Below are 13,383 nucleotides of genomic sequence, written 5' to 3'. Positions count from 1 at the left end.
CGGGCGGTATCGGGTTCGGCGGACCGGCGCGGCGTCGTGCGTCGCGCCGGCCCCGGATGTCAGAGATAGTACGCTGTGCGCGTCATGACTTTCGACGCGGCGCGCATCAGCATCCGCGCGGGCAGCGGCAGTTCGATGCCGCCGGCGTCGGTCGCGGCCTTGCCGTGCTTGACCTCGTCGACCCGCATCTGCTCGACGATCGCGCGCGACGCCGTGTCGGTGGCCGGCAACTCGGAAAGGTGGCCGTCGAGGTGGCTTTCGACCTGACGCTCCGTCTCCGCCATGAAGCCGAGGCTGACCTTGTCGCCCAGCGTGCCGGCCGCGACGCCGATCGCGAGCGCGCCGGCATACCACAGCGGGTTGAGCAGGCTCGGACGCGAATCGAGTTCCTTCAGCCGATGCGCGGTCCACGCGAGGTGATCCTCCTCCTCGCGCGCGGCTTCCTCGAACATTGCCTTCGACGACGCCGAGCGCGCGGTCAGCTTCTGCGCCTGATAAAGCGCTTGCGCACAGACCTCGCCGACGTGGTTCACGCGCATCAGCCCGGCGGCATGCGCGCGCTCCGCGGGCGTCAGTTCGCCGACGGTCGGCTCTGCCGGCACGGGCACCGGGCGGCTCATCCGGCTAATGCCGGTCAGCGAGCGCAAGCCGCGATCGAATTCGCTGATCAGTTCATCCAACACCATCCTGTTCTCCTGGCTGCGTGTGCCGCCGCGGGCGGCAAAGGCACGTGCTCCGCTGCGTAACCGACTTGATTATTCAGCGGAAATTGCGGTTAACCCGTGATTTTAACCATTGTTGCATAAAGGAAACATGGCGACCTTGAGCGACGGCATTTCGCTTTGTCCGAAAAATCGGTTTTGCTACATTACGTGCGACTTCTTGCGAAGTTGGTGGGGCCCGTCAACAGAACATAACTATCCGCCCCGCCAAAAAAATTCAGTGATTCTTGGAGATCCGTTAATGAAAAAGTCGCTTCTCGCGCTCGTCGCGCTGGGCGCGTTCGCTGGCGCAGCTCATGCGCAAAGCAGCGTGACGCTTTACGGCATCATCGATGAAGGCTTCATCTTCAACAACAATGCGAAGGGCGGCCATCTGTACGGTCTGTCGAGCGGCGTGATGCAAGGCAGCCGCTTCGGCCTGCGCGGCACCGAAGATCTGGGCGGCGGCCTGAAGGCGGTCTTCGTGCTCGAGAACGGTTTTGACGTCAACTCCGGCAGGCTCGGCCAGGGCGGCCTGATGTTCGGCCGCCAGGCTTACGTCGGCCTGTCGAGCCAGTTCGGTACGGTCACGCTGGGTCGTCAGTACGACTCCGTCGTCGACTTCGTCGGCCCGCTCGAGGCAGGCGACCAGTGGGGCGGCTACATCGCTGCTCACCCGGGCGACCTCGACAACTTCAACAACGCATACCGTGTGAACAACGCGGTCAAGTACACGAGCCCGACCTACGGCGGCTTCTCGTTCGGCGGCATGTACAGCTTCGGCGGTCAGGCCGGCCAGTTCTCGCGGAACCAGGTCTGGTCGCTCGGCGCCGGTTACAACAACGGCCCGCTGGTGTTGGGTGTCGGCTACTTGAACGCACGCACGCCGGCGAACTTCGGCGGCATGTTCAACACCGGCGCGTCGGCTGCCACGACGGCCGTGTCGTCGCCGGTGTACGGCGCGTACGCGAACAGCGCGAACACGTACCAGGTCATCGGTGCGGGCGGCGCATATACGTTCGGCGCGGCGACGATCGGCGCGACGTACTCGAACACGAAGTTCAAGGGCTTCTCGGTGGGTCCGTTCGTGAACCAGACCGCGACGTTCAACAACGGCGAAATCAACTTCAAGTATCAGTTGACCCCGGCGCTGATCGTCGGCGCCGCGTACGACTACACGCAAGGCAGCAAGATCGACGGCAACTCGGCAGCCAAGTACCACCAGGGCTCGCTGGGCGTCGACTACTTCCTGTCGAAGCGCACGGACGTCTACGTGATCGGCGTGTATCAGCATGCATCGGGCAACGCGCTCGACGCAGCAGGCAACGTCGTTCAGGCACATGCTTCGATCAACGGTCTCGACCCGTCGACGACCAGCAACCAGGTCGCAGCTCGCGTCGGCATCCGTCACAAGTTCTAATCAGCTTGCCTGACAAGCCGCAGCATATTGAAGGCGCCTTCGGGCGCCTTTTTCTTTGTGGAGCCGGGAAGCGAAGCGGTGAGCGGGACGGTCGCAGCACATCGCGTTGACTGCAATGTACCGTTTGGGATGCTCCATCGACGCGCACGCCTTAGCCGATTGCTCGCGGAATGCACCGAGCGGCATCTGCGCGCTGGCACCCCCGTTAAGGCGTTCCGTCGGCTGCGACGCGCCCGGTCGAGCGCGCGTCGTTCTGGCAATAGCCGCATCGGTGCGTGGCAGCCCTCATGCCGGCGTCACAAATAAAAACCCGGCACAGGCCGGGCTCGTTGTTCGACTTCGGTGTTACGCGCGTCCGTCGCGCAATTCGCGCCGCAGGATCTTGCCGACGTTCGTCTTCGGCAGCTCCGTGCGGAACTCGACGAGTTTCGGCCGCTTGTAGCCGGTGAGCCGCTCCTTGCAGTACGCGAGGATGTCCTTGTCGGTCAGTGTCGGATCCTTCTTCACGACGAACAGCTTCACGGCTTCGCCCGAGTGCTCGTCCGGCACGCCGACCGCCGCCACCTCGAACACGCCCGGGTGGGACGCCACCACGTCCTCGACCTCGTTCGGATACACGTTGAAGCCGGATACCAGGATCATGTCCTTCTTCCGGTCGACGATCTTCACGTAACCGCGCGCGTCCATCACGCCGACGTCCCCGGTCTTGAAGAAACCGTCCGGGAACATGACCTTCTCGGTTTCATCCGGACGGTTCCAGTAGCCGGCCATGACCTGCGGTCCGCGGATGCAGATCTCACCCGGCTCGCCGAGCGGGACGTCCGCGCCGGCATCGTCGCGGATGGCAACCTCGGTCGACGGCAGCGGCAAGCCGATCGTCCCGCTGTACTCGGTCGCCGTCACGGGATTGCAGGTGGCGACCGGCGACGTTTCGGACAGGCCATACCCTTCGACGATCGCCGTATGGGTCTTCTCATACCAGCGCTTCGCGACGCTTTCCTGGATCGCCATGCCGCCGCCGTTGGCGATCGCGAGCTTCGACAGGTCGAGCTGGTTGAATTCGGGATGGTTCAGCAGCGCGTTGTACAGCGTGTTGACGGCCGGGATCGTCGAGATCTGGTAACCCTTCAGCTCCTTGATCATGCCGCCGATGTCGCGCGGGTTCGGAATCAGGATACCCATACCGCCCGTGCGCATCGTCAGGAACCCGCAGACCGTCAGCGCAAACACGTGATAGAGCGGCAGCGCGACGACCGTCACGAACTGCTTCACGTCGGGGTACTTCTCGTGCGCCGGATGGTGCCACGCGCCGGCCTGCAGCACGTTCGACACGATGTTCCGGTGCAGCAGCGTCGCGCCCTTCGCGACACCCGTCGTGCCGCCCGTGTACTGGAGGAACGCGACGTCGTCGGGGCCGAGCTTCTGCGGCTTGAAGGTCTGGCGCGCGCCTTCCGACAGCGCGGCCTTGAAGCGCGTAAACGACGGAAGCTGCCAGGCCGGCACCATCTTCTTCACGTTGCGCACGACGTAATTGACCACCCAGCCCTTGATGCCCAGCAGGTCGCCCATCGACGCGACCACGACATGCTTGACCGCCGTATTCGCAATGACGGCCTGCAACGTCGACGCGAAGTTCTCGAGGATGACGATCGCCTCCGCCCCGCTGTCCTTCAGCTGATGTTCGAGCTCGCGCGGCGTATAGAGCGGGTTGACGTTGACGACGGTGTAGCCCGCGCGCAGCACCGCGACGATCGCCACGGGATACTGCAGCACGTTCGGCATCATCAGCGCCACGCGCGCGCCGCGCGCCAGACCGCGCGACTGCAGCCATGCGCCGAACTGGCGCGACAGCGCATCGAGCTCGCCGTACGTGATGCTCTTGCCCATGCAGACGAACGCCTTGCGGTTGCGATACTGCTTGAAGCTTTCGTCGAGGAGATCCGGAATGGAGGGGTATGGGGACGCGTCAATTTCGGCTGGAACGCCGGGTGGGTATGATTTCAGCCAAATTTTTTCCATACTGCGCGTCTCCTCACAGATTTTCGAATGGTCGTGCTAAAACGCATCGTAACGGCTCGCAGGTCCCGCGACAACAGGGTTAGATGCTCACTTCCAACTTTCGAGCGATTTCGTCTGATCATATCTCGAAGTTCGGTCAAATCCGCTCAACTTCGACCAGACAATCGTAGAACGTCGCCGAGTTACCGAGATCGGTCAGCGCCTGGCTTGTCACTTCATTCGCGTTGCGCCCATCCGTCGATAGCTTCTTCCACCAGATCGACAGCCCGACGACGAGCCCTGGTCGCGCGCGGTCGGTCACTCTCGCAACTGCCTGCATCGAGCCGCGATCGTTGAAGATGCGTACGACATCGCCCTCCTGGATGCCGCGCGCATCGGCGTCGGCCGGATGCAAGTCGAGGTGCGGCTGGCCTTCCGTGCTGCGCAGGCTGTCCACGTTGACGAACGTGCTGTTCAGGAAGTGCCGCGCCGGCGGCGAAATCATCGCGAGCGGATAGCGGGCGGCGAGTTCAGGCGCGGCCTCCGCCGATTCGAACGGCGGCAGGTAATCGGGCACCGGGTCCATGCCCATCTGTTCGAGTCGCGCGCTATGGAACTCGCATTTGCCGGACGGCGTACGGAAGCCACCGTTCGCGAAAGGCGCGTCCGCCACCTTGAGCTTCAGCCAGCCGGCACGCTTCAACGTATCCCAATTGCTGTCGAGCGCCGGGTCGTCCCAACGGAGGGCGGCCTGCGCGACCTCTTCATCGCTGTGAAACAGCGCGGGCTCGTCGAGCCCCATGCTGCGGGCAATGCCACGAAAGATTTCGGTGTTTGGCCGTGCGTCGCCGACCGGCGGAATCGCCGGCAAATTTGCCATCACATAGGTGTGGCCGTACGACTTGTGGACGTCGAGATGCTCGAGCTGGGTCGTGGCCGGCAACACAATGTCGGCGAAATCGACCGTATCGGTCTTGAAGTGCTCGAGAACGACGGTGAACAGATCTTCGCGCGCGAAGCCCGCCGCTACTCTCGACGAGTCGGGCGCGACGGCGACCGGATTCGAATTGTAGACAATCACCGCTTCGACCTTCGGCCCGAAAGCCGCGTCGCCAGGATTCAGTAACGCATCGCCGATCGTGTTCATGTTGATGCTGCGCGGCAGCTTGTGCGGCCAGCCGGGCATGAGATCGGGGCGTAGCAGCGCCGCGTGATTGACCGGCGCCGATTCCGACGACGACAGCAGCAGGCCCCCTGCCCGGTCGCGCCACGCGCCCGTCAGCGCAGGCAGGCTCGCGACCGCGCGCACGGCATTGCCGCCGCCGCGGACGCGCTGCATCCCGTAATTGAGCCGGATCGCTGCCTTGCGAGTCGCGCCGTAACGACGTGCGAGTTCGATCAGCTCCGACGCTTCGATGCCGCAGATCCGGGCGACACGTTCCGGCGGATAGGACAGGGCTCGCGCCTTGAGTGCCTCGAAGCCGAGCGTATGACGCGCGATGTAGTCGTGATCGAGCAGATCTTCGGTAATCAGCACATGCATCATCCCGAGCGCGAACGCACCATCGGTGCCGGGTTTCAAGGCGATGTGCTGGTGACATTTCTCCGCCGTCAGCGAGCGGTACGGATCGATCGCAACGAGACGGGCACCGCGACGCTTGGCTTCCTGCGCGCGGGTCCAGAAATGCAGGCTCGATGCGATGGGATTGGCGCCCCAGATCAGGATCAGCTCGCTTTCCTCGAAATGCTCGAGATGCATGCCGACGTTTCCGCCGTACGTATAGCGCAGCCCGGCCGCGCCGGCCGCGGAGCAAATGGCCCGCTCGAGCCGCGACGCGCCGATTTTGTGGAAGAAGCGCTGCGCAATGCCTTCACCCTGCACGAGCCCCATCGTTCCCGCATAGCTGTACGGCAGGATCGCCTCCGGCGCGCGCGCTGCGATTTCACCGAGCCGACGGCCGATCTCGTCGAGCGCTTCGCTCCAGCTGATCGGCGCGAATCGCCCTTCTCCCTTCGCACCGACGCGCTTGAGCGGAACGGTAAGACGGTCCGGATGATGAACGCGGTCCGCGTATCGGCTGACTTTCGTACACAACACGCCTTGCGTGGGCGGATGGTCGGGATCGCCCGTGACCTTGATCGCCCGGCCGTTTTCGACGGTCACGCGCATTGCGCAGGTGTCCGGACAATCGTGTGGGCATACGGCCCGAGCTATCTGAGTGGCGGCGTTCATCGTTTCGGATGCGACTGCGTGGAGGGGATTCGCAAATTTTACGTGGACGGGCCGAAGAAGACGTCAATTCGTATGAATTTCCCGTCTATTTTGGAGAAAAGCAGAAGCGGGGGATGGTGGATATCGACGGTTGAGCGGCTTCGAACGGCCGGTGCGGCGGTACGGGTGTAGATGCAACCGTGATGGCGGCTTCGCTGCGCCGGCGCTGATCGCAGGTTTGATCGGAGATAGAGACGAATAGGCCAGTACATTGAGCTGGATCCATCGCGTTTCCGCCGCGCCAATGCAAAAACCCCCGCCTTGTCGGGCGGGGGTTTCTGGCTTAGGGAGCCTGACGATTACCTACTTTCACACGGGAATCCGCACTATCATCGGCGTAGAGTCGTTTCACGGTCCTGTTCGGGATGGGAAGGGGTGGGACCGACTCGCTATGGTCATCAGGCAAAGGGGGTTGTTCTGCTGGCGTGGCCAACAGAACCAATCTTGGAAGAAGCAGTAATTTAGGTTGTGAGCTGTATCTCACACATACGCGGTAGTTCAACCGCAGTACGTCGAGTGCCTGGCACTCGACGCTCGATATCCGTAAGCGCTGAAGCGCTAACGGCTATCGAGACAGACTTGTTATAGGATCAAGCCTTACGGGCAATTAGTATCAGTTAGCTGAACGCATTACTGCGCTTACACACCTGACCTATCAACGTCCTGGTCTCGAACGACCCTTCAAGGGGATCTAGTCCCCAGGGATATCTCATCTTAAGGCGAGTTTCCCGCTTAGATGCTTTCAGCGGTTATCTCTTCCGAACATAGCTACCCGGCGATGCCACTGGCGTGACAACCGGTACACCAGAGGTTCGTCCACTCCGGTCCTCTCGTACTAGGAGCAGCCCCCTTCAAATATCCAACGCCCACGGCAGATAGGGACCAAACTGTCTCACGACGTTTTAAACCCAGCTCACGTACCTCTTTAAATGGCGAACAGCCATACCCTTGGGACCGGCTACAGCCCCAGGATGAGATGAGCCGACATCGAGGTGCCAAACACCGCCGTCGATATGAACTCTTGGGCGGTATCAGCCTGTTATCCCCAGAGTACCTTTTATCCGTTGAGCGATGGCCCTTCCATACAGAACCACCGGATCACTATGACCTGCTTTCGCACCTGCTCGACTTGTCGGTCTCGCAGTTAAGCACGCTTATGCCATTGCACTATCAGCACGATTTCCGACCGTACCTAGCGTACCTTCGTACTCCTCCGTTACGCTTTGGGAGGAGACCGCCCCAGTCAAACTGCCTACCATGCACTGTCCCCGACCCGGATCACGGGCCAAGGTTAGAACCTCAAACAAACCAGGGTGGTATTTCAAGGACGGCTCCACCGAAACTAGCGTTCCGGTTTCATAGCCTCCCACCTATCCTACACAGATCGGTTCAAAGTCCAATGCAAAGCTACAGTAAAGGTTCATGGGGTCTTTCCGTCTAGCCGCGGGTAGATTGCATCATCACAAACACTTCAACTTCGCTGAGTCTCGGGAGGAGACAGTGTGGCCATCGTTACGCCATTCGTGCAGGTCGGAACTTACCCGACAAGGAATTTCGCTACCTTAGGACCGTTATAGTTACGGCCGCCGTTTACCGGGACTTCAATCAAGAGCTTGCACCCCATCATTTAATCTTCCGGCACCGGGCAGGCGTCACACCCTATACGTCCACTTTCGTGTTTGCAGAGTGCTGTGTTTTTATTAAACAGTCGCAGCCACCAGTTTATTGCAACCCCTTCACCCTCTGCGCGCAGGCGCATCAAGCTACAAGGGCGTACCTTATCCCGAAGTTACGGTACCAATTTGCCGAGTTCCTTCTCCCGAGTTCTCTCAAGCGCCTTAGAATACTCATCTCGCCCACCTGTGTCGGTTTGCGGTACGGTCATCATTAGACTGAAGCTTAGAGGCTTTTCTTGGAACCACTTCCAATTGCTTCGCTCCCTAAGGAGCTCGCGCCACACCCTTGAATTACGCACCCGGATTTGCCTAAGTGCCTTCTCCAATGCAGCGACCGGGACTTCCAACACCCGGACAACCTTCCGCGATCCGTCCCCCCATCGCATCTAACAATGGTGCAGGAATATTGACCTGCTTCCCATCAGCTACGCATTTCTGCCTCGCCTTAGGGGCCGACTCACCCTACGCCGATGAACGTTGCGTAGGAAACCTTGGGCTTACGGCGAGGGGGCCTTTCACCCCCTTTATCGCTACTCATGTCAGCATTCGCACTTCCGATACCTCCAGCACGCTTTTCAACGCACCTTCGCAGGCTTACGGAACGCTCTCCTACCATGCGAGCATAGCTCGCATCCGCAGCTTCGGTATATAGCTTAGCCCCGTTACATCTTCCGCGCAGGACGACTCGATCAGTGAGCTATTACGCTTTCTTTAAAGGGTGGCTGCTTCTAAGCCAACCTCCTGACTGTTTTAGCCTTCCCACTTCGTTTCCCACTTAGCTATATTTGGGGACCTTAGCTGGCGGTCTGGGTTGTTTCCCTCTTGACACCGGACGTTAGCACCCGATGTCTGTCTCCCGTGATTGCACTCTTCGGTATTCGGAGTTTGCTATGGCGGGGTAATCTGCAATAGACCCCCCAACCATGACAGTGCTCTACCCCCGAAGGTGAGACACGAGGCACTACCTAAATAGTTTTCGGAGAGAACCAGCTATTTCCAAGTTTGTTTAGCCTTTCACCCCTATCCACAGCTCATCCCCTAACTTTTCAACGTTAGTGGGTTCGGACCTCCAGTACGTGTTACCGCACCTTCATCCTGGCCATGGATAGATCACTTGGTTTCGGGTCTACGCCCAGCAACTGAACGCCCTATTCGGACTCGCTTTCGCTACGCCTGCCCTATACGGTTAAGCTTGCTACTGAACGTAAGTCGCTGACCCATTATACAAAAGGTACGCCGTCACCCCTTACGAGGCTCCGACTGTTTGTATGCATGCGGTTTCAGGATCTATTTCACTCCCCTCCCGGGGTTCTTTTCGCCTTTCCCTCACGGTACTGGTTCACTATCGGTCGATCACGAGTATTTAGCCTTGGAGGATGGTCCCCCCATCTTCAGACAGGATTTCACGTGTCCCGCCCTACTTGTCGTACACTTAGTTCTTTCATACTGTTTTCGCCTACAGGGCTATCACCTGCTATGGCCGCACTTTCCAGAGCGTTCGGCTAACAATACAAATAAAGAGTACAAGGCTCATCCCATTTCGCTCGCCACTACTTTGGGAATCTCGGTTGATTTCTTTTCCTGCGGTTACTTAGATGTTTCAGTTCACCGCGTTCGCTTCGCATGGCCTATGTATTCAGCCATGGATACTCCAAAAGGAGTGGGTTTCCCCATTCGGACATCTACGGATCAAAGCTCGTTTGCCAGCTCCCCGTAGCTTTTCGCAGGCTACCGCGTCCTTCATCGCCTGTGATCGCCAAGGCATCCACCACATGCACTTGTTCGCTTGACCCTATAACGAGTCTGTCTCATCGACAGTCGCTACAGGTTGAGTTCTCGCGTTGTGCCGTATTCCAATTGAGTCAAACATAGAGTTCGAATCATCTTGAGATACATCGATACAATCACAACCCGGATAGTTTCCACGTCCATCTCAAGACGCTTCCGCTATCCAAATTACTTACTTCTTCCAGATTGTTAAAGAACGACAGCCGATATCTGTTGATATCACTCTGACTGGCTCAATCGCCAATGCAAAATTCTCGGTTCAGTGTCTGAACCAAGCCCTTAGCGTTGGTGATTGGTGGAGGCAGACGGGATCGAACCGACGACCCCCTGCTTGCAAAGCAGGTGCTCTCCCAGCTGAGCTATGCCCCCATGTACAGATGACCTCAGGTTTCAGCCTAGCGGTAGAGGTACTCGTAAGCGCTGAAGCGCTAACGACCACCGACACGTCAGACAATGGTGGGTCTGGTTGGATTCGAACCAACGACCCCCGCCTTATCAAGACGGTGCTCTAACCGACTGAGCTACAGACCCCTGAGTCTGTCTTTAATTTACAGCCGATAAGCGTGAGCGCTCAATTTTGCGAGAAGCTCTGGAAAGGAGGTGATCCAGCCGCACCTTCCGATACGGCTACCTTGTTACGACTTCACCCCAGTCATGAATCCTACCGTGGTGACCGTCCTCCTTGCGGTTAGACTAGCCACTTCTGGTAAAACCCACTCCCATGGTGTGACGGGCGGTGTGTACAAGACCCGGGAACGTATTCACCGCGGCATGCTGATCCGCGATTACTAGCGATTCCAGCTTCATGCACTCGAGTTGCAGAGTGCAATCCGGACTACGATCGGTTTTCTGGGATTAGCTCCCCCTCGCGGGTTGGCAACCCTCTGTTCCGACCATTGTATGACGTGTGAAGCCCTACCCATAAGGGCCATGAGGACTTGACGTCATCCCCACCTTCCTCCGGTTTGTCACCGGCAGTCTCCTTAGAGTGCTCTTGCGTAGCAACTAAGGACAAGGGTTGCGCTCGTTGCGGGACTTAACCCAACATCTCACGACACGAGCTGACGACAGCCATGCAGCACCTGTGCGCCGGTTCTCTTTCGAGCACTCCCACCTCTCAGCAGGATTCCGACCATGTCAAGGGTAGGTAAGGTTTTTCGCGTTGCATCGAATTAATCCACATCATCCACCGCTTGTGCGGGTCCCCGTCAATTCCTTTGAGTTTTAATCTTGCGACCGTACTCCCCAGGCGGTCAACTTCACGCGTTAGCTACGTTACTAAGGAAATGAATCCCCAACAACTAGTTGACATCGTTTAGGGCGTGGACTACCAGGGTATCTAATCCTGTTTGCTCCCCACGCTTTCGTGCATGAGCGTCAGTATTGGCCCAGGGGGCTGCCTTCGCCATCGGTATTCCTCCACATCTCTACGCATTTCACTGCTACACGTGGAATTCTACCCCCCTCTGCCATACTCTAGCCTGCCAGTCACCAATGCAGTTCCCAGGTTGAGCCCGGGGATTTCACATCGGTCTTAGCAAACCGCCTGCGCACGCTTTACGCCCAGTAATTCCGATTAACGCTCGCACCCTACGTATTACCGCGGCTGCTGGCACGTAGTTAGCCGGTGCTTATTCTTCCGGTACCGTCATCCCCCGGCTATATTAGAACCAAGGATTTCTTTCCGGACAAAAGTGCTTTACAACCCGAAGGCCTTCTTCACACACGCGGCATTGCTGGATCAGGCTTTCGCCCATTGTCCAAAATTCCCCACTGCTGCCTCCCGTAGGAGTCTGGGCCGTGTCTCAGTCCCAGTGTGGCTGGTCGTCCTCTCAGACCAGCTACTGATCGTCGCCTTGGTAGGCCTTTACCCCACCAACTAGCTAATCAGCCATCGGCCAACCCTATAGCGCGAGGCCCGAAGGTCCCCCGCTTTCATCCGTAGATCGTATGCGGTATTAATCCGGCTTTCGCCGGGCTATCCCCCACTACAGGACATGTTCCGATGTATTACTCACCCGTTCGCCACTCGCCACCAGGTGCAAGCACCCGTGCTGCCGTTCGACTTGCATGTGTAAGGCATGCCGCCAGCGTTCAATCTGAGCCAGGATCAAACTCTTCAGTTTAAACCTGTTACTGTTTTCGGTTCGGTTAAGAACCGGTCGCTCACTCAAAGCTGACAGGAATATGAATCACTTCATAAACCTGACTTACTTTAGTGTGAGACTCTTGATACTTTCGCTATCTGATCCGAGGATCAGCTCGCTGCCATCAAGCGCCCACACTTATCGGCTGTTAATTTTTAAAGAGCATTTCTGCGAGAAACCTTCTGTTTCCCAGCAGCGCTGCGTTTTCAGCAGCAGAGAAGCGAGATTATGAACCGTCTTTCTTCGCTCGTCAACAACTTTCTGAACTGCTTCGTTGCGACGGCGAGGGGCTCAACTTCGTGTGCGCCAGGGCTTCTACAACCTTCCCCGTCAGCACCGCGTCCCTTCCTTCCCGCACCGCGTTTCCGTTAGCGCGAAAGAGGCGTGATTCTAAGCACCCGCCCCTGCCTATGCAACCCCTTTGTGAAAATATTTTGAAAAAGCCCTCGTGCGCTGCCGCGCACGGGGGCTTGGGGTCCGTTGCACCAGAAGATCCTGCCGGCGACCGACACCCGTCGCCACCGGATCAGCGGTTCTTGAATACCGGCTTCCGCTTCTCGACGAATGCCGCCATCCCTTCCTTCTGATCTTCGGTCGCGAACAGCGAATGGAACAGCCGACGCTCGAAATGAACGCCCTCGGCCAGCGTCGTCTCATACGCACGGTTCACCGACTCCTTGACCATCATGACCGCCGGCAGCGAAAACTCGGCGATCGTCGTCGCCGCGGCAATCGCTTCGTCGAGCAACTTGTCGGCCGGCAGCACGCGCGAAACGAGCCCGGCCCGCTCAGCCTCGGCCGCATCCATGAAGCGCGCGGTCAGGCACATGTCCATCGCCTTCGCCTTCGACACCGCGCGCGGCAGGCGCTGCGTGCCGCCCGCACCCGGCATCACGCCCAGCTTGATTTCGGGCTGGCCGAACTTGGCTGTATCCGCCGCGAAGATGATGTCGCACATCATCGCGAGCTCGCAGCCGCCGCCGAGCGCGAACCCCGCCACGGCAGCAATGATCGGCTTGCGGATCTCGCGGACCGTCTCCCAGTTACGCGTGATGTAGTCGCCGCGGTACACATCCATATAGGAATAGGTCGCCATCATGCCGATGTCGGCCCCGGCCGCGAACGCCTTCTCGCTCCCCGTCACGACGATCGCGCCGATCTCGTCGTCCGCGTCGAACGCTTTCAGCGCAGCGCCCAACTCATCCATCAACGCATCGTTCAGCGCATTGAGCGCCTTCGGGCGGTTGAGCGTGACCAGCCCGACACGCCCCCGGGTCTCCACCAGGATGTTCTCGTAAGACATCTATTTCTCCTCGATCAATGAAATGAGAAACGCCTCGCACACGCGAATAGATTGATGCTACCATTCTCCGACCAACCG

5 protein-coding genes, 2 tRNA genes and 3 rRNA genes are annotated in these 13,383 nt (G+C 59.0%); 1 reads left to right on the top strand and 9 read right to left on the bottom strand.

The features are described from left to right. Positions 1-59: 59 nt before the first annotated feature. Entirely contained in the window at positions 60-686 is a 627-nt protein-coding gene (gene coq7 / locus BAMB_RS02325) for a 2-polyprenyl-3-methyl-6-methoxy-1,4-benzoquinone monooxygenase (protein ID WP_011655885.1), read from the bottom strand. A gap of 277 nt (positions 687-963) precedes the next feature. On the opposite strand from coq7, the gene BAMB_RS02320 reads away from it, so the two are divergent. Next, positions 964-2,121, top strand: coding sequence for a porin (locus tag BAMB_RS02320; RefSeq protein ID WP_011655884.1), 1,158 nt, complete (start codon positions 964-966; stop codon positions 2,119-2,121). Positions 2,122-2,466: 345 nt separating this feature from the next. Here BAMB_RS02320 and BAMB_RS02315 read toward each other — a convergent pair whose 3' ends face one another. The 8 genes from BAMB_RS02315 to BAMB_RS02280 form a co-directional block, all read right to left on the bottom strand. Continuing rightward, positions 2,467-4,140, bottom strand: a complete 1,674-nt coding sequence (locus tag BAMB_RS02315; RefSeq protein WP_011655883.1) for a long-chain fatty acid--CoA ligase — start codon at positions 4,138-4,140, stop codon at positions 2,467-2,469. A 136-nt stretch (positions 4,141-4,276) separates the two neighbouring features. Further along, positions 4,277-6,352, bottom strand: coding sequence for a molybdopterin-containing oxidoreductase family protein (locus tag BAMB_RS02310; RefSeq protein WP_011655882.1), 2,076 nt, complete (start codon positions 6,350-6,352; stop codon positions 4,277-4,279). A 329-nt stretch (positions 6,353-6,681) separates the two neighbouring features. Next, positions 6,682-6,794 (bottom strand): 5S ribosomal RNA (gene rrf, locus BAMB_RS02305). A 183-nt stretch (positions 6,795-6,977) separates the two neighbouring features. Then, positions 6,978-9,859: ribosomal RNA gene (locus BAMB_RS02300) — 23S ribosomal RNA — on the bottom strand. A gap of 289 nt (positions 9,860-10,148) precedes the next feature. Beyond that, a tRNA-Ala gene (locus tag BAMB_RS02295) sits at positions 10,149-10,224 on the bottom strand. A gap of 85 nt (positions 10,225-10,309) precedes the next feature. Then, positions 10,310-10,386, bottom strand: a tRNA-Ile gene (locus tag BAMB_RS02290). A gap of 62 nt (positions 10,387-10,448) precedes the next feature. After that, positions 10,449-11,981: ribosomal RNA gene (locus BAMB_RS02285) — 16S ribosomal RNA — on the bottom strand. The 16S, 23S and 5S rRNA genes sit together here with 2 tRNA genes alongside, the layout of an rRNA operon. Before the next feature lie 547 nt (positions 11,982-12,528). Then, positions 12,529-13,305, bottom strand: a complete 777-nt coding sequence (locus BAMB_RS02280) for an enoyl-CoA hydratase (protein ID WP_006762438.1) — start codon at positions 13,303-13,305, stop codon at positions 12,529-12,531. Between the last annotated feature and the right edge of the window lie 78 nt (positions 13,306-13,383).

The sequence above is a fragment of the Burkholderia ambifaria AMMD genome, from assembly GCF_000203915.1.
GTDB classification, from domain to species: Bacteria; Pseudomonadota; Gammaproteobacteria; order Burkholderiales; family Burkholderiaceae; genus Burkholderia; species Burkholderia ambifaria.
Note: the sequence above shows the minus strand (reverse complement) of the source record. Positions and strands in the feature narration are given on the sequence as shown.